18 protein-coding genes and 1 tRNA gene are annotated in these 19,954 nt (G+C 72.3%); 6 read left to right on the top strand and 13 right to left on the bottom strand.

Annotation, left to right across the window (positions count from 1 at the left end; genetic code table 11):
* Positions 1–85: 85 nt before the first annotated feature.
* From pheA to AB0C99_RS00980, 7 genes are all read right to left on the bottom strand, one after another.
* The gene (pheA, locus tag AB0C99_RS01010) at positions 86–1,021 is read right to left on the bottom strand and encodes a prephenate dehydratase (protein ID WP_362467875.1); all 936 of its coding nucleotides are present in this window, start codon (positions 1,019–1,021) and stop codon (positions 86–88) included.
* 51 nt (positions 1,022–1,072) lie between these two features.
* The gene (gene efeB / locus AB0C99_RS01005) at positions 1,073–2,338 is read right to left on the bottom strand and encodes an iron uptake transporter deferrochelatase/peroxidase subunit (RefSeq protein WP_362468101.1); all 1,266 of its coding nucleotides are present in this window, start codon (positions 2,336–2,338) and stop codon (positions 1,073–1,075) included.
* A gap of 17 nt (positions 2,339–2,355) precedes the next feature.
* Positions 2,356–4,287 carry a copper resistance protein CopC gene (locus tag AB0C99_RS01000; protein WP_362467873.1) on the bottom strand — a complete coding sequence of 644 codons (1,932 nt, stop codon included), beginning with the start codon at positions 4,285–4,287 and terminating at the stop codon, positions 2,356–2,358.
* Positions 4,288–4,310: 23 nt separating this feature from the next.
* The gene (locus AB0C99_RS00995; protein WP_362467871.1) at positions 4,311–4,766 is read right to left on the bottom strand and encodes a copper chaperone PCu(A)C; all 456 of its coding nucleotides are present in this window, start codon (positions 4,764–4,766) and stop codon (positions 4,311–4,313) included.
* Positions 4,763–5,503, bottom strand: a complete 741-nt coding sequence (locus tag AB0C99_RS00990; protein ID WP_362467869.1) for an SCO family protein — start codon at positions 5,501–5,503, stop codon at positions 4,763–4,765. The genes AB0C99_RS00995 and AB0C99_RS00990 overlap by 4 nt, the downstream gene beginning before the upstream one ends.
* A 30-nt stretch (positions 5,504–5,533) precedes the next feature.
* Positions 5,534–6,298: a YcnI family protein gene (locus AB0C99_RS00985; protein ID WP_362467867.1), complete on the bottom strand. Its 765-nt coding sequence runs from the start codon at positions 6,296–6,298 to the stop codon at positions 5,534–5,536.
* Between the two features lie 168 nt (positions 6,299–6,466).
* Positions 6,467–7,258 carry a hypothetical protein gene (locus AB0C99_RS00980; protein WP_362467865.1) on the bottom strand — a complete coding sequence of 264 codons (792 nt, stop codon included), beginning with the start codon at positions 7,256–7,258 and terminating at the stop codon, positions 6,467–6,469.
* 219 nt (positions 7,259–7,477) lie between these two features.
* On the opposite strand from AB0C99_RS00980, the gene AB0C99_RS00975 reads away from it, so the two are divergent.
* The gene (locus tag AB0C99_RS00975) at positions 7,478–7,921 is read left to right on the top strand and encodes an ATP-binding protein (RefSeq protein ID WP_362467864.1); all 444 of its coding nucleotides are present in this window, start codon (positions 7,478–7,480) and stop codon (positions 7,919–7,921) included.
* A gap of 85 nt (positions 7,922–8,006) precedes the next feature.
* Here the strand turns inward: AB0C99_RS00975 and AB0C99_RS00970 are convergent, their stop codons facing one another.
* Together AB0C99_RS00970 and AB0C99_RS00965 are read right to left on the bottom strand one after the other, a co-directional pair.
* The gene (locus AB0C99_RS00970) at positions 8,007–9,476 is read right to left on the bottom strand and encodes an aminopeptidase P family protein (protein WP_362467862.1); all 1,470 of its coding nucleotides are present in this window, start codon (positions 9,474–9,476) and stop codon (positions 8,007–8,009) included.
* Positions 9,477–9,637: 161 nt separating this feature from the next.
* Positions 9,638–11,032 (bottom strand): GAF domain-containing SpoIIE family protein phosphatase, encoded by a 1,395-nt coding sequence (locus AB0C99_RS00965; RefSeq protein ID WP_362467860.1) that lies wholly within the window; start codon positions 11,030–11,032, stop codon positions 9,638–9,640.
* Between the two features lie 648 nt (positions 11,033–11,680).
* Here AB0C99_RS00965 and AB0C99_RS00960 point away from each other — a divergent pair.
* Together AB0C99_RS00960 and AB0C99_RS00955 are read left to right on the top strand one after the other, a co-directional pair.
* The gene (locus AB0C99_RS00960) at positions 11,681–12,448 is read left to right on the top strand and encodes a bifunctional DNA primase/polymerase (RefSeq protein WP_362467858.1); all 768 of its coding nucleotides are present in this window, start codon (positions 11,681–11,683) and stop codon (positions 12,446–12,448) included.
* Positions 12,449–12,616: 168 nt separating this feature from the next.
* Positions 12,617–13,234: a hypothetical protein gene (locus AB0C99_RS00955; RefSeq protein ID WP_362467856.1), complete on the top strand. Its 618-nt coding sequence runs from the start codon at positions 12,617–12,619 to the stop codon at positions 13,232–13,234.
* A 211-nt stretch (positions 13,235–13,445) separates the two neighbouring features.
* On the opposite strand, the gene AB0C99_RS00950 is transcribed toward AB0C99_RS00955, so the two are convergent.
* From AB0C99_RS00950 to AB0C99_RS00940, 3 genes are all read right to left on the bottom strand, one after another.
* Positions 13,446–14,423, bottom strand: a complete 978-nt coding sequence (locus tag AB0C99_RS00950; protein WP_362467854.1) for a DUF5926 family protein — start codon at positions 14,421–14,423, stop codon at positions 13,446–13,448.
* Positions 14,424–14,593: 170 nt separating this feature from the next.
* Complete coding sequence (locus AB0C99_RS00945; RefSeq protein ID WP_362467852.1) at positions 14,594–15,196, bottom strand: ATP-binding protein; 603 nt, start codon at positions 15,194–15,196, stop codon at positions 14,594–14,596.
* 83 nt (positions 15,197–15,279) lie between these two features.
* Complete coding sequence (locus AB0C99_RS00940; RefSeq protein ID WP_362467850.1) at positions 15,280–16,101, bottom strand: glycerophosphodiester phosphodiesterase; 822 nt, start codon at positions 16,099–16,101, stop codon at positions 15,280–15,282.
* Between the two features lie 163 nt (positions 16,102–16,264).
* Between AB0C99_RS00940 and AB0C99_RS00935 the strand changes: the two genes are divergently transcribed.
* From AB0C99_RS00935 to AB0C99_RS00925, 3 genes are all read left to right on the top strand, one after another.
* Positions 16,265–17,836, top strand: a complete 1,572-nt coding sequence (locus AB0C99_RS00935; RefSeq protein ID WP_362467848.1) for a trypsin-like peptidase domain-containing protein — start codon at positions 16,265–16,267, stop codon at positions 17,834–17,836.
* Between the two features lie 93 nt (positions 17,837–17,929).
* Positions 17,930–18,019, top strand: a tRNA-Ser gene (locus tag AB0C99_RS00930).
* A 246-nt stretch (positions 18,020–18,265) separates the two neighbouring features.
* Entirely contained in the window at positions 18,266–18,964 is a 699-nt protein-coding gene (locus AB0C99_RS00925; RefSeq protein ID WP_362467846.1) for a hypothetical protein, read from the top strand.
* Here AB0C99_RS00925 and dcm read toward each other — a convergent pair.
* Positions 18,922–19,899 (bottom strand): DNA (cytosine-5-)-methyltransferase, encoded by a 978-nt coding sequence (dcm, locus tag AB0C99_RS00920; protein ID WP_362468100.1) that lies wholly within the window; start codon positions 19,897–19,899, stop codon positions 18,922–18,924. The genes AB0C99_RS00925 and dcm overlap by 43 nt on opposite strands.
* Between the last annotated feature and the right edge of the window lie 55 nt (positions 19,900–19,954).

Raw genomic sequence — 19,954 nt, 5'->3', positions numbered from 1 at the left:
GACGGCCTTGTCGACTTGTCCCCAGGTCGAGACGGCCGCCTGTGGATAACTTTGTGGGAAACCCGCTCTGCGGCGGCCCGGACCGCTACGCGCGGCCGTCCTGGGCCCGCGCCAGCCAGTCCGAGGCGTCCGTGAACTCCGCGTCCGAGGTCCCGCGCCGCAGCGCGCGCACGTCCTCGACCGCGACCCCCGCCCTCGGGTACGAGCCGAGGAAGCGCACCTTCGGGCAGATCCGCTTCAGCCCCATCAGCGCCTCCCCGACCCGCCGGTCCGAGATATGGCCCTCGGCGTCCACCGCGAAGCAGTAGTTGCCGATCCCCGCGCCCGTGGGACGCGACTGGATCAGCATCAGATTGACCCCGCGCACCGCGAATTCCTGAAGGAGTTCCAGCAGCGCGCCCGGGTGGTCCTCACCCAGCCACAGCACCACCGAGGTCTTGTCCGCGCCGGTCGGCGCCGCGGGCCTGGCCGGGCGGCCCACCAGCACGAAGCGCGTCTCCGCGTTCTCCGCGTCGTGGATCTCGGTGACCAGCGGCTCCAGGCCGTAGGTCGACGCCGCGAACTCGCCCGCGAAGGCCGCGTCGAAGCGCCCCTCCTGGACCAGCCGCGCCCCGTCCGCGTTGGACGCGGCCGACTCCCACACGGCCTCCGGCAGATGCGCCCGCAGCCAGTTCCGCACCTGCGGCTGGGCCACCGGGTGCCCCGTGACGGTCTTGATCTCCGACAGCTTCGTCCCCGGCCGTACGAGCAGGGCGAAGGCGATCGGCAGCAGCACCTCGCGGTAGATCATCAGCGGCTCGCCCGAAGCCAGCTCGTCCAGGGTCGCGGTCACCCCGCCCTCGACCGAGTTCTCGATCGGCACGAGCGCCGCCGCGGCCTCGCCGTTGCGCACGGCGTCCAGCGCCGCCGGGACCGAGACCATCGGGACCAGCTCCCGCGTCGCTGCCTCGGGCAGGGTCCGCAGCGCGGCCTCCGTGAACGTGCCTTCGGGACCGAGATACGTATACCGGGTGGCTGACATACGGTCACCCTAATGGCAGCCGGTCACCCGCGGCGCGCCGCTGGACGGGCCCTACGACTCCAGCAGCCGCTGGCCCACGTACTCGCCCTCCGCCGCCCCGCCCGGCACCGCGAACAGGCCGCTCGCCTCGTGCCGCAGGAACGGCGACAGGGCGTCGCCCCGGTCCAGCTTCCGCTGCACCGGCACGAAACCCCGCAGCGGATCGGCCTGCCAGCAGACGAAGAGCAGCCCCGCGTCCGGGGTGCCGTCCGCGGCGATCCCGTCGTGGAAGGAGAAGGGGCGCCGCAGCATCGCCGCGCCGCCGTTCTGTTCGGGGGCGGAGATCCGGGCATGGGCGTTGTCCGGGATGACCGTCTTCCCGTCCGGACCCCGCTTGTCCAGGTCCAGCGGGGTGGTCTCGGTCCCGCCGGTCAGCGGCGCCCCGTCGGACTTGCGCCGGCCGATCACCTTCTCCTGCCGCTCCAGCGGCAGCTTCTCCCAGTCGTCCAGCAGCATCCGGATCCGCCGCACCACCGCGTACGAGCCGCCCGCCATCCACTCCTGCGCGCCGGAGCCGCCCGGGCCGCCCCGCTCGACGAAGATCCGCCGGTCGAAGTCCGGGTCGGCCGGCTTCGGGTTGTTCGTGCCGTCCACCTGGCCCATCAGGTTCCGGGCGGTCATCGGCCGGGCCGTGGCCCCGGCCGAGCGGTTGAAGCCGTTCATCTGCCAGCGCACCCGCGCCGCCCCGTCGGCGTCCTTCTGCAGCGCGCGCAGCGCGTGGAAGGCGACGAGCGCGTCGTCCGCGCCGATCTGCACCCACAGATCGCCCTCCGAACGCTTCGGGTCGAGCGCGTCGGAGGAGAACGCGGGCAGCGGGTCGAGCTGCTCCGGGCGGCGCGCGACGAGCCCGGTGCGGTCGAAGAAGGCACGCCCGAAGCCGAAGGTCACGGTCAGCGAGGAGGGCCCGGCGTCGAGCGCGATCCCGGTGTCGGCGGCCGAGGGCTCGCCCGCCATCAGCGCCTTCGCCGTCGCCGACCAGCGGCGCAGCAGCGCGGCGGCCTCCTTGCGGCCCGCGCCCGGGGCGAGGTCGAAGGCGACCAGGTGGCCCCGGGACTGAAGCGGAGTGGTGATCCCCGCTTGATGTTTCCCGTGAAACATCGCCTCGGTCGCGCCGACCGAGGCGAGCGCGGTCGCGTCGGCGGCGCCCGAGCCGCCCCCGTCCGCCGCCGCGAGGCCGATCCCGCCGGCGGCGCCGATCACGAGCCCGGTCGCGCCCGCCGCACCGACGGTGCCGAGCAGCTTCCGCCGCGAGATGTCGAGGTGGTGGTCGTCGTTCACGGGGTCGTCCACGAGGCTCAGCCGATCTTCACGTTCTTGTCGATGGTGGTCTGGTCGATCTCGGAGGTGCGCACGGTGACCTGCATCTTCCACTCGCCGGCCATCGGGAGCTGGACGCTGGAGGCGGTCCAGTGCCCGGTCTGGATGCGGTCCGGCAGTACCGGCAGCGGGCCGATCTGCTTCTCCGTGAGGGTGAAGGCGACCTTCACCTCGGGCACGTCCAGCGGGCGCCCGTTGGGCCGCAGCACGAAGATGTGCAGCGCGTTGGCCCCGGTGCGCCCGGGGGAGAGGGTCAGCTGCACGGTGCCCTTGCCGTCCACGCCGCCGGTGTCGAAGGGCAGCCGGACGTCGATCGGGCGGTTGGGCACGGCGGCGGAGCCGGACGCGGCCTTGAGCCGGCCCGCCTCCTCCTCCGTACGCGCGGGCTCGGTCGAGGTCAGCACGGTGGTGACGGCGAGCAGGACCACCGCGACGGCGGCCTCGGTCAGCACCGAGCGGCGCAGCCCGGCCCGCTCGGGGTCGGCGTCCCGCTCCCGCTTGCGGCGCGCGGTGGCCACGGCGGCCCGCTGCCGGGCGAGCTGCGCGGAGCGAGCGGCGTCGGGGGCGTCGTCGCCCTCGCCGTGAGACTCGGGCTCCTCCTCCAGATCCGCATCCGCGTCCGGCTCCGTGTCCGTGTCCGCGTCCGGCCCCCGGCCCCCCGGCGCCTCCGCGTCGGCGAGCCGCCGCACCCAGCGCCGGGACACCCAGGCGATGCCCACGAGGACGGCGACCAGCCCGATCTTCACCAGCAGGAGCTGCCCGTACCGGGTGTCCGTCAGCCCCGACCAGCTGCCGACCTGCCGCCAGGACTGGTAGATCCCGGTGGCGACGAGGACGAGGACCGAGCCGAACGCGAGCTTCGAGTAGCGCTCGACCGCCGTCCGCTCGACCGAGGGGTCCCGGTAGAGCGCGACCAGCAGGGCGGTGAGCCCGCCGAGCCAGCCGGCCACCGCGAGCAGGTGCAGGATGTCCACCGGCATCGCGATGCCCGGCTGGAGCCCGGTCGAGGCGTGCTCGGCGAGCGCCCAGGTGCCGGCGATGCCCGCCGCGACGACGGTGCCGCCGAGCGCGAGGCCGAAGGTGAGGTCCTTGTGCTCCTTCTCGTCGGTGCGCCGGGCGTACGCGCCGAACAGCACGGCCACGAACAGCGCCGCCGCGCCGAGCAGCAGCAGCCGCGAGGAGAGCGCGGCGCCGGTCTTCGTGGACAGCACGGACTGGAGCCCGGCCAGGTCGAAGACGTCGGCGAGCCTGCCCGAGCCGGTGTACGGGGAGCGGAGCAGCAGCATCGCCAGGGTGGCGCCGGTCAGCGTGAGCCAGCCGCGCACCACGAGCTTCTGCACCGGCCGGACACCCGCGCCGCGCGGCCAGCAGGCCAGCACGAAGGCGCCGCCGCCGACGAGCACGACGAAACCGGCGTACGCGAGGTAGCGCGCGATCCCGTAGAGCGCGCCGACGATCCCGCCGCCCGCGCTCTGTTCGGGCAGGGCGACGGAGGTCTGGGAGGGGGCCCCGACCGAGAAGGTGAAGGCCCCGGAGACGGGGTGGCTGTCGGCGGAGACGGTCTGCCAGGCCACGGTGTAGGTGCCGTCGGGCAGCCCGGGCAGCAGCTCGACGCCGTAGCGCACGATCGAGCCGCTGCACAGGTCGCGGATCTCGCCGGTGTCCACCCGCTTCCCTGCGGGGTCGAGGACCCGGATCGAGTCGGCGCCCATGGCGACCTGCTCGGAGAAGGTGAGGTCGACGTTCTTGGGGGCGGTGGCGACCACCGCCCCGTCCTGCGGGTCGCTGCCCGTCAGGGCCGCGTGCGCGGACGCGGGGCTCGCCGTGGCGAGCAGCGTGCCCAGGAGCGCGGCCACGACGAGCAGCAGCCGGATGGCGGCGGGCCCGAGGCGCGGGGCGGTGGGGGTCATCGTCCGGTTCTCCCTCGACTGGCTCAGTGCTGCTTCGGGTTGTGGTTCGGCGCCTCGACGGGAAGCTCGACCTTGAGGGGGCCGGACTTCTCGAAGTGGAGCTCGATGCTGACCTTGTCGCCCTGCTTCGGCTGCTTCTTCAGCTCCATGAACATCAGGTGGTTGCCACCGCGTTCGAGCTTGAGCTCGCCGTTCGCCGGGATGTCGAAGGTCTTCACCTCCTGCATCTTCTGGTTCTTCGTCTCGTGCATCGTGACGTCGTCCGAGAGGGTGCTGGTGACGGAGGTGAGCTTGTCGGCGACGTCGCCGCCGTTGGTGATGGTGAGGAAGCCGCCTGCCATGTCCATCACCGGCTGCGGCATGTAGGCGCCGCTCACCTTGAGCTCGGGCGCGTCGGAGGACCCGCCCGAACAGCCCGTCAGCGCGAGCGCGGCGGCCAGCGCGACGGAGGCGGACAGGACGGTGGTGCGGCGGTTCACGGGTTCTCCCCCTTGATGAGCTTCGGCAGGTCCTTGGCGTAGTCCTCGGCGCTGGTGCTCTCGCCGTACAGGACGTACCCCTGGTCGGTGGTCGGCGAGAAGGCGATGACCTGGGCGCCGTGCATGGAGACCACGGTGTCGCCCTCCTTCTTCGCCGGGTCGATGCCGATGCCGATGGAGCGGGCGCCCGCCTGGATGGCCTTGAAGTCGCCGGTGAGGCCGACGAAGGACGGGTCGCCGGCGGCGGGCAGCCACTTGCCGAGCTCGGCCGGGGTGTCCCGGTCCGGGTCGGTGGTGACGAAGACGACCTGGAGCTTGTCCTGGTCCGCCTTGGGGAGCTGCTTGCGGGCGATGGCGATGTTGCTCATCGTCAGCGGGCAGACGTCGGGGCAGTGGGTGTAGCCGAAGTAGATGAGCGTCGGCTTGCCCTTGGTGGCCTCGCGCAGGTCGTACGGCTGGCCCTTGGTGTCGGTGAGGACGAGGTCGGGCTTGGTGAACGGCCGGTCCAGGACGGTGGCGGCCTTGTCGTTGTCGCTGCCGCCGGAGACCTCGGCGACCGGCCCGCTCGTGGTGCCGGGCTTCTTGTCGCCGTCGCCGAGGCCGACCGCGGCCGTGATCCCGAGCGCCGCGACGATCGCCACGGCGGCGGCGATCAGCGGGGCGCGGCGGCCGGGACGGCCGCCGTTCCGCGTGTCGTCGGCACCGGTCTGCTGAGCGGCATTCTTGCTGTCGGACATGGTGTTTCTTCCGGGTTGAGGGAACGGCCGTCAGGCCGAGCGGCGGCGTCCGGCGAGGACACCGAAGGCGATGCCGGCGAGCCCCACGAGGATGCCGACCACGCCGAGGACGCGGGCCGCGGAGTCGGTGGACCCGGCGGCCTCCTCGTGGCCGCCGGCCTTCTCGTCGTGACCGGCCTTGTCACCGGCCTTGTCGGAGGACTTGTCGCCGGACGTGGCGGCGGCGCCACCGTGGTGGTCGTCGCTCGCCGCGGACAGCTTCAGCACCGGGGCCGGGCTCTCGGGCTCCGGCGCGCCGTCCTTGGGCTCCTCGATCCAGCGCACGACCTCATTGTTGTCGTAGGTCTGGATCGCCTTGAGGACGAGCTGGTCGGTGTCCTCGGGCAGCTGGCCGAGGGAGAGCGGGAACTGCTGGAACTGGCCGGGGCCGATCTTGGAGCCGTCGGCGGTCCAGGTGACCTTGGAGACGGCCTCGTTGATCTGCTTGCCGTGCAGCTCCAGCGGCTTGGCCAGCTTGGACTTGGTGACCTCGACCTTCCAGCCGGGGATCGGCTGCGGCATCACGGAGGCCAGCGGGTGGTCGGTCGGGAAGTTGAGCTCGACCTTCACGGTGGAGGCGTTGTCGCGCTCGTTCGGCACCTTCACGTTGACGGTCGCGTAGCCGCCCTTGGCGGCCTCGCCCAGCGGCTGCACGCCGACGTGCGCGGAGGCGGCGGGGGCCAGCAGCAGGACGCCGGCGACGGCGGCGCCGCCCGCGAGGACGGCACGGGAGAGGTGGGTACGGGAAACGCTCATGGCAGAAGACACTCCAGCTCGAAGGTGAAGTCGGAACCGGACGCGCGGCGCGGCGCGGCACGGCGTGCCGACGGCGCGTCGCCTGGCCGCCGTTGCGGCCGGGCGGGGTCGTCCGGGGGCCGCCCGCGCGCGGGCGACCGCGGATCCGCTCCCTCCGAGCGGTCCGCGTCAGGCTGCGAGGACGCAGGGGGCGGCCGGGGGGCCGCGCCTGATCACGGTGTGCTGGAGCGCCTCGGCCACCGGCGGCGGCGAGGTGTCGAAGGCGGTGCGGACGGGTCCGCGCGGCCCGGTGGCCGGCGCCGCCGGCAGCCCGGCGAGCAGGGCCCGTACGAGGGAGAGCGCGGCGCGCAGCGCGCGGACCAGGCTCAGCGTGGCGAGCTCGGTGGCGCCCTGCGCGGAGAGCCGGACCAGGCGGGTGAGCGCGAGGTCGCCGCGGCGCAGCAGCCAGCCGGTGGCCAGCGCGGCCAGCAGGTGGCCGAGCAGCATGGGCAGGCCGGGCACCAGCTCGGCTGCCGCCGCGCCCCCGGTCCCGGCCATGCCCGCCATGTGGCCGTGCCCGCCGCCCGCGGCGGCCGGGGCGAGCCCCGCGTCGCTGACGATCCGGGCCGCGTCGGCCGGGCTCAGGGCGGTGCCGCCCTGGCCGCAGACCAGCTTGGCGGCCAGCCGGACGAGGGCCTGGTCGGTCTCGGCGCCCATGGTGAGCCGGCGCTGGCCGATCCCGAACAGGGCGTGCAGGCCGAGCTGTCCGGCGGTCAGGGCGCCGACGATGGCGGGCAGCGAGCGCTCGCGCCCGGTGAAGAGGACGGTGATGCCGAAGACGCCGAGGAAACCGGCGGCCACCGACCACAGCGCGATCCCCGCGCAGGCGGCCAGCGAGTGCCCGAGCGCGGACAGCACGACACAGACCGCGGTGAACACCGCGGCCCTCAGCATGCGTGGCGCGAACGCGGGGGCAGACATGGCGGGCCCATCATCGCACCAGCCCCTCCCCTCCCATACGGCAGGTCCGGAAGGTCACGCTTGGGCGTCTTCGGGGCGACATACACCGGCGCACGCGGTCAGTGCATCCGCCGAACGGGCGCTCCTGACGCGCCTCGGGGCTTATGGACCACCCTGTCCGGCAATAGGTATCGGTATGTCGTGCCGCAGTATGTCGAGCCGCAGCCAGGAGGCTGAAGCATGAGCATCTGGTGGTCCCTGCATCTGCGGCGCGAGGCCGCGAGCGTCCCGCTCGCCCGCCGGCTGCTGCTCGGCACGATGGAGACCGCGGGTGTGGATCCGGACGTGTCGTACGAGCTGTCGGTGGCGCTGACCGAGGCGTGCGCCAACGCCGTCGAGCACGGCGGCGCGGTCGATCCGGGCGAGGGCTCGCAGGCGTACCGGGTGACCGCCTATCTCGACGGCGAGACCTGTCGCATCGAGGTCGCGGACTCGGGCCCCGGCTTCGCCCCGGCCCCCGGCCGCCGTCCGGCGGCGCCCGACGCGGAGCACGGGCGCGGGCTGCGGCTGATCGAGGAGCTCGCCGACCACGTCCACTTCGGGCGGACCGGCCGGGGCGGGGCGCTGGTCAGCTTCGACAAGATCATCAAGTGGCGCCCGGACGCCCCGCTCGCGCTGACCTGACCGGGACCGCCCCCCATGTACGTACGCGAGGGCCCCGCCGACCGGAGTCGACGGGGCCCTCGCGCGCGTGCGGGACGGGGCGGGGTCAGCCCTTCAGGCCGGCCATCCACGCCTCGACCTCGTCGGACCGGCGCGGCAGCGCCGCCGAGAGGTTCCGGTTGCCGTCCTCGGTGACGAGGATGTCGTCCTCGATCCGGACGCCGATGCCGCGGTACTCCTCGGGCACGGTCAGGTCGTCGGCCTGGAAGTAGAGCCCCGGCTCGACCGTCAGGCACATGCCCGGCTCCAGCGTGCAGTCGACGTACGCCTCGGTGCGCGCGGCGGCGCAGTCGTGGACGTCCATGCCGAGCATGTGGCCGGTGCCGTGCAGGGTCCAGCGGCGCTGGAGGCCCAGCTCCAGGACGCGCTCGGCCGGGCCCTCGACGAGGCCCCACTCGACCAGCCTCTCGGCCAGCACGCGCTGGGCGGCGTCGTGGAAGTCGCGGTAGGAGGCGCCCGGCTTCACCGCGGCGATGCCCGCCTCCTGTGCCTCGTACACGGCGTCGTAGATCTTGCGCTGGATCTCCGTGTACCGGCCGTCGACCGGCAGGGTGCGGGTGACGTCGGCGGTGTAGAGCTCGGTGGTCTCCACCCCCGCGTCGAGCAGCAGCAGGTCGCCGGAGCGGACCGGGCCGTCGTTGCGGACCCAGTGCAGGGTGCAGGCGTGCGCGCCGGAGGCGCAGATCGAGCCGTAGCCGACGTCGTTGCCCTCGACCCGGGCGCGCAGGAAGAACGTGCCCTCGATGTAGCGCTCGCTGGTGGCCTGCGCCTTGTCGAGGACCTTGACGACGTCCTCGAAGCCGCGGGCGGTGGAGTCGCACGCCTTCTGGAGCTCGGCGACCTCGAAGGCGTCCTTCACGAGGCGGGCCTCGGAGAGGTAGACGCGCAGCTCCTCGTCGCGCTCGGCGGTGACCTTGTCGGTCAGGGCCGCCTCGATGCCCGCGTCGTGGCCGCGCACGGCGCGGACCGGGCCGGTGGCCTCCTTGAGCGCGGCGGCCAGCTCGCGCACGTCCTTCGCCGGGATCCCGAGCACCCGCTCGGCCTCGGCGAGGGAGTGGCGGCGGCCGACCCACAGCTCGCCCATGCCGTCCAGCCAGAACTCGCCGTTCTCGCGGTCGGAGCGGGGCAGCAGGTAGACGGTCGCCTCGTGGCCGTCGCCGGCCGGCTCCAGGACCAGGACGCCGTCGTGGGTCTGGTCGCCGGTGAGGTACGCGTACTCGGTCGAGGCGCGGAAGGAGTACTCGGTGTCGTTGGACCGGGTCTTCAGGTTGCCGGCCGGGATCACCAGGCGCTCGCCCGGGAAGCGGGCGGACAGCGCGGCGCGGCGGTCGGCGGTGTGCGGGGCCTGCGCGATCGGCGTCAGGTCGTGCAGCTCGGTGTCGGCCCAGCCGGACCGCATGTTCTCGGCGAGCTCGTCGGAGACGCCCGGGTACAGGCCGTTCTTCCGCTGCTTGATCGCCTGCTCTTCGGACTCCTCCGGGGTCTCCGGGGTGCCCGGAGTGAGCTCATCGGCCACGGGTCTGCCTCCTCTTGGTACGACACTGAACCATTCCCATCGTACGGTCGTGCGGAAGGGGGCCCAGAGCCGGAAGACCCATTACCGACGGGTCGGGCAGGTGGCGGTGCTCACTCCCGGCGGCCGGCGCCGCCCGTGGCGGCCTCGCGCGGCGCCGCCCCTCACTCGAAGCGCGCGGCCAGCAGGACGACGTCCTCGCCGTCGTCCGGCCCGGCCGGCCCGTCGAGCCCCTCGAGCCCCTCGGGCAGCATGGCGCGCAGGACGTGGTCGGCGACCGCGCCCGGATCGGCCAGGTCCGCCTTGGGTACGCCCGCGGCGGCGGCGTGCAGGCGCGCGAAGGCCCGGTCCATGGGGTCGCCGGTGCGCCGGAGCAGCCCGTCGGTGTACAGCAGCACCGTTTCTCCGGGCTGCGGGGAGAGCTCCACGCTCGGCGCCTCCCAGCAGGCCAGCATCCCGAGCGGGGCGGACAGCGAGGTCTCGACGTACTCGGTGCGCCGCTCGCCGAGGACCAGCGGCGGGGTGTGCCCCGCCCCGGCGAGCACGATCCGGCGGGCGGCCGGCTCGCAGTAGGCGAAGAGCGCGGTCGCCAGGCGCGCGGGCTCGGTGAGCCGCAGCAGCAGCTCCAGGTCGGAGAGGACGGCGACCGGGTCCTCGCCCTCCATCACGGCGTACGCGCGCAGCGAGGCGCGCAGCCGGCCCATGGCGGCCAGGGCGCTCGGCCCGCTGCCGGTGACGGAGCCGACGGCCAGCCCGAGGGCGCCCTCGGGCAGCGGCAGCGCGTCGTACCAGTCGCCGCCGCCGCGGGGCCCGGTGCGGTGGCGGGCGGCGAGCCGCACGCCGGGGACCCGGGGGAGGCGGCTGGGCAGCAGCTCCTCCGCGATGGTGGCCACCCGGCCGCGGGCCCGCTCGACCTCCAGGAGCCGGGCGAGGTGCTCGGTGGCGAACCTGCCGTAGAGCTGGACGAGGTGCCGCTGGCGCTCGACGGGCTCCGCGGGCTCGTCGTAGAGCCAGACGACGGCGCCGAGCCGGCCCGCCCGCTCGGTGGCGAGCGGCAGCGCGTAGCTGGCGGCGTAGCCGAGGCGGGCGGCGACCTCGCGGTGGCGCGGGTCGAGCCCGTCCGCGCCGCGCAGGTCGGGGACGGCGACGGGGCGGGGCAGCACACCCTCGGGGAGCGGATCGAGTCCGTCGAGGATGCGCCCGTACGAGGTGGCGCTGCGGGGCACGGTCTCGATGGTGCCGAGCTCGGCGTGGGCGAGCCCGAGGCCGATGGTGGCGGTGGGGCCGAGGCCGTCGGCGGGTTCGAGGACGGCCATGCCGCGCCGGGCGCCCACTAGGGCGGCTCCGGCGCGCAGCAGCTCGCGCAGGGCCTCGTCGAGCGAACCGGTCCTGATCAGGGACTCGGTGAGTTCATGGAGGAGGGTGAGGTCCGAGACCCAGCCGGCCAGGCGGTCCTGGAGGGGGCCTTCGGCGGGGCCGGGCGGCGGGGCCGCCGGGCCGAGCGGAGGAACGGCCGCAGTGTGCGGCGGAAGGGACGCAGCGGAATCGATTCCGGCCACTTTCGGCGCACGCGGCGTACTCATGGCACGGGGCTTTCAGACCTGCGCATTTCATGCAAGAGCATCGCAAACCCCCAGGTCGCCAAGTCATGGTGCGCCGCTACCCGTGGATCCACATCTACACGCACTTGTAGAGCGATGTCCAGCATTGTCACCTTGGGACTTGTGGTGTCCGTGCGAGGCGACGAGAGGGTTGAAGATCAGGGGAAGTTGGCTGAAAATTGCCCCCGGTGTGCACCATTTGCGGTCGACTGGCGTCGTTTCAAAGCGCGTCATTCAGAGCGGGACGGGTACGTAATCGGTGACGGGCAGGGGCAGTTGGACACGCCCCTGGAGACGGACGCGGAACCCGGGCGTCCTCATCACCGAAGGCCGCACCCTCCAACCGAGTGGCGGGGAAACTCCACCGCCAGGACCGGCCGGCAGCGACTGCCGCGCCTGGATACAGCTCGTACGCGCTGAGACGCATGGCTGGCAGCACGCTGACACGCACGCTGAGACGCAGGCTGAGACGCACAGTGATCCGCACGGCGACCCGCGCGGCGCACACAGGGTGATACGCACAGTGAAGAGCTCGACACGTGGAGTCACGCACGTGGTGTGATGTGTGATGTGGATTCGGCGTTCAAGGGAAAGGAACGAGCGCTCATGCGCGAGATCCTCGGATGGCGACGCGGGCTCCGGTTCCGGCGCAAGCGGCGCACGGAGCGCGGGACGGCCGTCGCCCCGCTCGAAGCGGCCCTGCGGTGCGCCACCGTATGGGACTGGCCCGTCCTGCCCGGCGCGGGACTGCGGGCGGTGGTGGCGCCCAAGGCGAAGGGAGCCAAGGGAGCCAAGGGAGACGCGGGAGCGCGCGCCCGGCGCGCCGCCCCGGCGGCCCCCGCCTCGGCCGCCTGCGCCTGCCCCGACCCGCGGTGCGTGGTGCCCGGGGCGCACCCCTTCGACCCCGGGCTGCTGGCGGCGACCACCGACGCCCGCATGATCCGCTGGTGGTGGAGCGCCCGGCCGGACGCGCCGGTGCTGCTCGCGACCGGCGGCCGGGCACCCTGCGCGGTGAGCCTGCCGGCCGTCGCGGGCGCCCGCGCGCTCGCCGCGCTGGACGCGCTGGGGATGCGGCTCGGCCCGGTCGTGGCCACCCCCACCCGCTGGGCGATCCTGGTCGCCCCGTACAGCCTGGAGCGGCTCGGCGAGCTGCTCTACACGAAGGACAGCGTGCCCGCCTCGCTGCGCTTCCACGGCGAGGGCGGCTATCTGCCGCTGCCGCCGTCGGTGATCGGCTCCGGCCAGGTCCGCTGGGAGCGGGCACCGCTGGAGGGCTCGGCGCGGCCCTGGCTGCCGGACGTGGAGGCGGTCGTCGACGCCCTGGTCGAGGCGAGCACGAGCACCCCGGGCGGCGGCAGCAGACTCGCGTACTGAGCGGGCCGCCGCCGGAGCGCGGGGCGGGCGCGGCCGTTCACCCGAACGGGTGTGACGCACCCCCGTATCCAGGGGAAACGCGCGCGGACCCCGTCTCCCGGCCGCCGGCCGCCGCTATCTTCGCCCCGAAGGCCGAAGGGCCGCTCCGAGGGAACAGGTGGCTGCGGCATGGGGCAGACGAGTCCGGCGAGGCTCCGCGCGATCGGGCTCGGGAGCGCGGTGGCGATCGCCGTCCTGGTGCCGATCGCGGCGACGGCGGGCCCCGCGTGGACCCCGACGGGGACCTCGGCGGGCACACCCGGAGCACCTGGGGATCCCGGCTCCGGCTCCGGCGACGGGAAGTCGCGGGGCCTGCTGTCGGATCTCGGTCTGGGTACGGGCACGGGGGCGGCACGGGCCGCGCACCCGGCCCCGGAGCGGAACGCAGCCCTCCCCTCCGCCACCCGCTGCGGACCCGAACTGGCCTCCCCCGACGGGGTCGAGGCGCAGACCTGCGTGGTGACGGAGGGCCGGGACATCCGGGGGCGCACGTACTACCGCAACGCCACCGGGCAGGAACTCGACGCCGTACTCACCCTGATGGCGCCCGGAGGCCGCACCGTGCAGGTGCGCTGCGCGGTCGCCGCGCAGGACGAACCAGGGATGTGCGAGACCCCGCGGGAGCCGGTGGCGGGCGGGCCCGGGGCGTATACGGCGGTGACCGAATTCGCGGGCGCGGGGGAGGGCGACAACACTCCGCTGCTGCTGCGATCGGGGAGCAACGCGGCCGGAGGGGACGGAAGTTGAACCGTCCGCGCGGGCACCGCGGGCATGGAAAGGCCCGATCGCTGGCGACGGGGGATGCACCAGCGACCGGGCTTCCAGAACGGTAACAAGAGATCTGCCGTTCGCAAATTCGATCTCGGTTATTCGGACAGGGATTCAGGCCCCCGCACGAGGTGTTGTGGCGGAAGTCACCGACTGGTCGGTCTGCCCGTCACGGATACCACCTGGGGTATCAGCTGAGCGTGACCTGACGGTTGGTGAGGCCGCCGCGCGCCCGCCGCTCCTCGCCGCTGAGCGGGGCGTCCGAGGCGAGCGCCCCGGCCAGCCGCTCGGCGAACTCCGCCGCCGGCTTCTCGCAGTCCTCCGCGGTCATGCCGGTCGGCAGGTCCCAGACGGGGACCATCAGACCGTGCGCGCGGAAGGAGCCGACGAGCCGGGTGTCCGGGCCGAGCGAGGAGACGCCGGCGGCCTGGAGCCGGGCCAGCGCGTCGAGCAGCTTCTCCTCCGGGTACGGCATGACCCAGCGCAGGTGGTTCTTGTCCGGGGTCTCGCACCAGTAGGCGGCGTCCACACCGGTCAGCTTCACGGTGGGGATGGCGGCGGCGTTGGCGCGCTCCAGGGAGGCGCTGACCTCGGGGCTGGAATTGTCCGAGGACTCGGGAATCCAGAATTCGAAACCGGTGTGCACGTCCGGCGCGAAATCGCCGCTCGGGTCGAGCAGGTCCTGCAGCCGCGGGCCCTCCGGCTCCACGCGCCGCGCGGCGACCGGCGTGCCGGGCTCGGCGACGAGGGCGCGCTGGAGGGTGTCGGCGAGGTCGCGGGCGAGGTCCCCGGAGGACGAGTCGTTCTGCAGCGCGAGCAGCACGGAGCCGTCGTCGCGGCGCAGCGCCGGCCAGGCCATCGGGAGCACGGTCGCCAGCGTCACCGACGGGACGCCCTCGGGCAGCCCGTCCTTGAGGGTGAGCGGCACGGTGGCGGCGGGCACGAGCTCGCGCAGCGCGACCCAGTCGCACTCGCCGGGCAGCCCCTCGAAGGGGCGCTGGACCAGCTCGGTCACGGCGTGCGAGGCGGCGCGCCCGTGGCACGCCTTGTAGCGGCGGCCCGAGCCGCAGGGGCACGGCTCGCGCGCGCCGACGACCGGGATCTCCCCGCTGGTGACCTGTGCCTGGCCGGACTTGCCGGGCTTCGTCTGGGGGCGCTTCTTGGCCATGGTGTGGCTATCTCCCGATCGCGGCGGTGCTGTCTAGGGCGCGAGCCTAGCCGCCCGGGCTCCCGCATGGCGGGAAGCCGCCGTGCGGGGCACCGACGACAGGGCCCGGGCCACCGGCCGCGGCCCCGGGGCGGCTCCGCGCCGCGGGGCTCGTGGCCGTGCGGGCGGGCTCACTCCAACTCGTCGTACGCGTCCAGGAAGTCGAGCCCGGAGCCGCCGCCGACCCGTGCCGCGAAGTCCTCGCGGCGATGGCCCTCGGTGACGAGCACCCAGACCGTGACCTCGCCGGTCGCGCTGTCCCGTACGCCCCAGTCCTGCGCCAGCGCGCTGATGATGTTCAGCCCGCGGCCGCCGCGCGCGGTGACCGAGGGCGTGGCGGGCACGGGGCGGGTCGGACCGCCTCCGTCCGTCACCTCGACCCGCAGGCCGCCCGCTCTGTCGATGCTCCAGGCCGCCCGCACGTCGCCGTCGCCCACGTCCGCGTGACCGAGCGGCCTGCCGTGGCGACACGCGTTGCTCAGCAGTTCGGAAAGGATCAGTACCGCGTCGTCGACGACCGTTTCGGACATTCCGCTGCGGTACAACTGCTCCCGCATCCGGTGTCGCGCCTCACCCACGCCCGCAGGGCCATGGGGTACGGCCATGCTCGACGACGTGGGCACCTCCTGTGCCACCACCAACGCCACCCCCGAGACCTCCTTTGCCCCACGCCACGGTGTGAATGCCCCAATGGCCTGGACCGGAAACCGGCCAGTAAGGGTCGGGTGAGGCACTCGTGACGATCGCGTACGTCCCGAACGCGCCGGGGCACACCTCGTACCCCTGTGAAAGAGGGGGCACACGTGACTAAGGGGGCTTAAAGACGGTCCAGCTGGGCCAGCACGCGCTTCGGGCGGTTGGTGATGATCGCGTCGACGCCGAGCCGCACGCACAGCTCGACGTCCTCGGGCTCGTCGACCGTCCAGACGTGCACCTGGTGGCCGGCCTTCTGGAGCCGCAGGATCACGGCGGGGTGGTGCCGGACGATCCGCATCGAGGGCCCGGCGATCCGGGCGCCCGCGGGCAGCCGCCCGTCGCGCAGCCGCGGGGTGACGAACTGGGAGAGCGAGACGGTCGGCAGGGTCGGCGCCGCGGCGGCGATCCGGTGCAGGGAGCGGGGCGAGAAGCTCATGACGCGGACCGGGGAGTCCTCGGGCGCGGCGGGGGCGGCGAGCCCGAAGCGGCCGAGGAGCTGGAGCAGCTTCTCCTCGACCTGCCCGGCCCAGCGGGTGGGGTGCTTGGTCTCGATGGCGAGCTCGACCCGCCGCCCGGCGTCGGCGACGAGCTCCAGGAGCCGCTCCAGGGTGAGGACGGAGGTGGCCCCGGGGTCGGCCCGGTCGGGGCTCTCGCCGGCCTCCTCGCGCCCCTTCCAGGTGCCGAAGTCGAGGGCGGCGAGGTCGGCGAGCTCCAGGGCGGAGACGGCGCCGCGGCCGTTGGAGGTGCGGTTGACGCGCCGGTCGTGGACACAGACGAGGTGCCCGTCGGCGGTCAGCCGCACGTCGCACTCCAGGGCGTCGGCGCCGTCCTCGATGGCCTTCACATAGGCGGCGAGGGTGTGTTCCGGGGCGTCCTCGGAGGCCCCGCGGTGGGCGACCACCTGGACGGGGAGGCGGTTCGGTTGCTGCGGTGCGTGGGTCACCGCGACATGGTAAGGCTGTGTCTTATATGCCCCTATATAAAGGATGGGGTACGGACACACAGCTCCGGCTTACAGTGGCCTGACGTCCGGTGGGAAAAGCTGAGCGCAGCACCATGGACCAGGCTTCCCCCACCCAACCCGTGCAGTGAACGAGGAGAGAGCTGTGAGCACCGAGAACGAGGGCACGGCGGTTCCGGCGGACCGGAGTGCCCCGTCCACCCCTCCCACGCCTCCCGCGCCTCCGGCCCCGCCCGCGGCCCCTCCGACGCCTGCCGCCGCCGAGGGGACGCCCGAGCCCGAGCCGACGCCTGAGCCGGTGCGGCAGCCCGAGCCGGAGGTCCAGCAGACCCTCCAGCAGCCCGCGCAGCAGCAGCCGGTCCAGCAGCCCGCGCCCCCCGCGCCGCAGCAGGCTCAGCAGCCGGTCCAGCCCCCCGCGCCCCCCGCGCCGCAGGAGCAGCACGCGACCCCTCCCCCGCCGCCCACCCCGGCGTACGCGCACACCCCCGCGCCCGCTCCCGCCCCCGTCCCGGCGGACAACGGAGGCTGGCCCCCCGCCCCGCCGGTGACCCCGGTGTGGGGCGCGCCGGTGCCGCCGGTCCCGGAGGCGCCGCGCAAGCGCGGGGGCGGCGGCCTGGTGGCGGCCGTGCTGGTCGCGGCGCTGGTGGCGGGCGGCGTGGGCGGCGGCATCGGCTACTGGGCGGCGTCGCGCGACGACGGCTCGTCCGGCTCGACCACGGTGTCCTCGGGCGACGCCCCGGCGTCCTTCAAGCGCGACCCGGGCACGGTGGCGGCGGTGGCGGCGAAGGCGCTGCCGAGCGTGGTCACGATCCAGGCGAAGTCGGGCGGCGCGGAGGGCGAGGGCGGCACGGGCACGGGCTTCGTCTACGACAAGCAGGGCCACATCGTCACGAACAACCACGTGGTGGCGTCGGCGGCGGACGGCGGCACGCTGTCCGTGACGTTCTCGAACGGCAAGACGTACGACGCGGAGGTCGTGGGCCGGGCCCAGGGCTACGACGTGGCCGTGATCAAGCTGAAGAACGCGCCGTCGAACCTGACGCCGCTGCCGCTGGGCGACTCGGACCGGGTGGCGGTCGGCGACTCGACGATCGCGATCGGCGCGCCCTTCGGCCTGTCGAACACGGTGACCACGGGCATCATCAGCGCCAAGAACCGCCCGGTGGCCTCGGGCGACGGTTCGGGCGGCAAGAACTCGTACATGAGCGCGCTGCAGACGGACGCGTCGATCAACCCGGGCAACTCGGGCGGCCCGCTGCTCGACGCGAGCGGCGCGGTGATCGGCATCAACTCGGCGATCCAGTCGGCCGGCAGCGGCTACGGCCAGTCGCAGGCGGGCTCGATCGGCCTGGGCTTCGCCATCCCGGTGAACCAGGCCAAGAATGTCGCCGAGCAGCTGATCAAGACGGGCAAGCCGGTCTACCCGGTGATCGGCGCGACGGTGAACATGCAGGACAAGGGCGAGGGCGCGACCATCGCGGAGCAGGGCGCCGGCGGCACCGCGTCGGTGACGCCGAACGGCCCGGCGGCCAAGGCGGGCCTGAAGCCGGGCGACGTGATCACGGCCCTGGACGACCACCCGATCGACAGCGGCCCGACCCTGATCAGCGAGATCTGGACGCACAAGCCGGGCGACACGGTGAAGATCACCTACGAGCGCGGCGGCAAGACCGCCACGGCCACGGTCACCCTCGGCGAACGCACGGGCGACAGCTGACCCACCCCGTCCCACCCCTCGGGCTTCCCTCCCCGCCACCCCCGGCCGAGCCGGTAGGCTGTAGCCGCTCCGCTCCTGGTGAGCGGCGGCGAAGGTGGGTTGCCCGAGCGGCCTAAGGGAACGGTCTTGAAAACCGTCGTGGCAGCGATGTCACCGTGGGTTCAAATCCCACACCCACCGCCAGCTCAGCGAGCTTGCTGACCAGAAGGGGTGTCCCGACCAGGGGCACCCCTTCGTCGTGGGGGCCTGTCTCACACTGACCCGCCCGTGTACCGCTTTGGATCATGCTGTGTGGACCAGGCGTGGACCAGATTCCCGCCGCAGCAGGGTCGGAGACCGCAGGTCACGACGCAACAGCAACGTGTGCCGTGGTAGGGGAGTGTCCATAACCCTCCCCCGCACCGGCGTTCCCATGCCATGATGCCGATCATGAGTGTGCAGGATGACAAGCGCGAGATTCAGATGGTCGATCGTTTCAATCTGGAGGTGCCGGAAGGAAGGAAGCGGGCAGACATCGACGCCTCTCTCACTATCGCTGGCCAGACCGTTGATTTCGAGCTTAAATCTGCTACGCGAAAAGGCGTTTCAACGGTGCGGGACTTGGGGCCAGGGCATTTTGCAAAATGGAAGAATATCCATTGGCTTTTTGGTGTCTATGACGCTCGCGGAGAGAAGTTGCAGCACAGTTACTACGCCTCTCCGGATGCCATGGTTGCTTGGATTTCAAGCAAGGAAGAGTATGTTCGCCCTGACGTGTCGCTTGCCCAGCATGCGATGAAAGGGATCTCCGAATCTTCAGTCATCGACCTGCTGGGTGAAAAGGAGTACTACACGAAGCAGGAGGCCAGATGGGTGATGAAGAATCAGTGGACGGCTGCGAAATACGAAGAGCAGGCCGACCTCACCTCTGGAAAAGATATCCGGTACTCCCTGGATCGCATGGTGGAAATAATGCGGGAGCGATGCCTGTATGTCATGTCGAGGGGGGCAACGCTGAATAACCCGCACATCCCGATGACTTATATTGAAAAACTTCCTATGATTAAGGAAGAGCCGGCTATCCACTTGCGCAAATTGGTGGCCGATTATCTGGGCAAGGCGTCCATGACGGAGGATGCAACAGCGTAGGCTAGGGGCGGCGGGACCGCATTTCCGATCTGGCCTAGGGCCATGTATGTAGCGCCCACAAAAGGCCAATCTTCCGGAAATCCTTGAATTAGGGCGACGTCGGGTACTGATAGGCGGAAATGCCCGTTCTTGGCTACGAAGGCTCGGGCTGAAGCGCGGTCCGCTGCAACGCCGTTGGGCCAAATCTGGAGGCTTTCGAACCTGCGCTGTGCCGCCACGCTGTTCAGGATGGAAGTTGTGTGTCGCGGACCGGTCAGACTGCTTCTGATTGTTGGTGACAGGTCGTCGATTCCGATATCTGGAAGGCCCAGGGCTTCACGAAGGCCCATGCAGGGGGCTCCGCCCGTGATGGATTCATCACCCCACTGATGCGTAGGCTCTGGCGGACTCCAGCGGCTAGCAATTTTCTTGTTTCGGAAGCCGACGAAGAAAACGCGGCGCCGTACCTGGGGAACGCCAAAGTCGCTGGCTTGGAGGATTACCCTCTGTACGTGGTAACTTCCGGCCAAAGGGGCCATGATTTGCTCGTCGACGTACTGGGTGAACTTCGGGCTAGCGAGAGCTGGAACGTTCTCTCCTACGAACGCGGCCGGCTTAATTTCCTTCACGGCGCGCACGAACTGAGGCCACATGTCCCGTTCGTCCAAGTGGCCCTGCTGGCGTCCGGCATTGGAGAACGGTTGGCAAGGAGGACCTCCGTGAAGAAGGTCTACTTGTCCGCGCCATTGCTTGAAGTCGACTTCGCGAACATCGCCCTCGCTACCGCTGAATACAGCCCACTGATCGCGAGCCTTGCGAAGAGTGTCCCCAGCCTCCGGCATCAGCTCAAACGATGCGGTGTGAGTGAAGCCGGCGCGCTCTACCCCAAGGTCCAAGCCGCCCCCACCGCTGAAGAGTGAAAGAGCTGTTTTGCCGCCACCGTCACGCTGTGGCATGAGGTCAAGTGGGCGAAGATTCGGAATGTTAATCTCGTGAAGCGGAGCTGGTCCT

The sequence above is a fragment of the Streptomyces sp. NPDC048659 genome, from assembly GCF_040650575.1.
Taxonomy (GTDB): domain Bacteria; phylum Actinomycetota; class Actinomycetes; order Streptomycetales; family Streptomycetaceae; genus Streptomyces.
The sequence above is the reverse complement of the archived record's forward strand: the minus strand, read 5'-3'. Positions and strand labels throughout refer to the sequence as shown.

Excerpts from the sequence above, each read along its gene's own strand:
- AB0C99_RS00950 (WP_362467854.1), bottom strand. The coding sequence starts at position 14,423 with ATGGCCAAGAAGCGCCCCCAGACGAAGCCCGGCAAGTCCGGCCAGGCA.
- AB0C99_RS01000 (WP_362467873.1), bottom strand. The coding sequence starts at position 4,287 with ATGACCCCCACCGCCCCGCGCCTCGGGCCCGCCGCCATCCGGCTGCTG.
- AB0C99_RS00990 (WP_362467869.1), bottom strand. The coding sequence starts at position 5,503 with ATGTCCGACAGCAAGAATGCCGCTCAGCAGACCGGTGCCGACGACACG.
- AB0C99_RS00925 (WP_362467846.1), top strand. The coding sequence starts at position 18,266 with ATGAGTGTGCAGGATGACAAGCGCGAGATTCAGATGGTCGATCGTTTC.
- AB0C99_RS00985 (WP_362467867.1), bottom strand. The coding sequence starts at position 6,298 with ATGAGCGTTTCCCGTACCCACCTCTCCCGTGCCGTCCTCGCGGGCGGC.
- AB0C99_RS00955 (WP_362467856.1), top strand. The coding sequence starts at position 12,617 with ATGGGGCAGACGAGTCCGGCGAGGCTCCGCGCGATCGGGCTCGGGAGC.
- AB0C99_RS00960 (WP_362467858.1), top strand. The coding sequence starts at position 11,681 with ATGCGCGAGATCCTCGGATGGCGACGCGGGCTCCGGTTCCGGCGCAAG.
- dcm (WP_362468100.1), bottom strand. The coding sequence starts at position 19,899 with ATGCCACAGCGTGACGGTGGCGGCAAAACAGCTCTTTCACTCTTCAGC.
- pheA (WP_362467875.1), bottom strand. The coding sequence starts at position 1,021 with ATGTCAGCCACCCGGTATACGTATCTCGGTCCCGAAGGCACGTTCACG.
- AB0C99_RS00980 (WP_362467865.1), bottom strand. The coding sequence starts at position 7,258 with ATGTCTGCCCCCGCGTTCGCGCCACGCATGCTGAGGGCCGCGGTGTTC.
- AB0C99_RS00975 (WP_362467864.1), top strand. The coding sequence starts at position 7,478 with ATGAGCATCTGGTGGTCCCTGCATCTGCGGCGCGAGGCCGCGAGCGTC.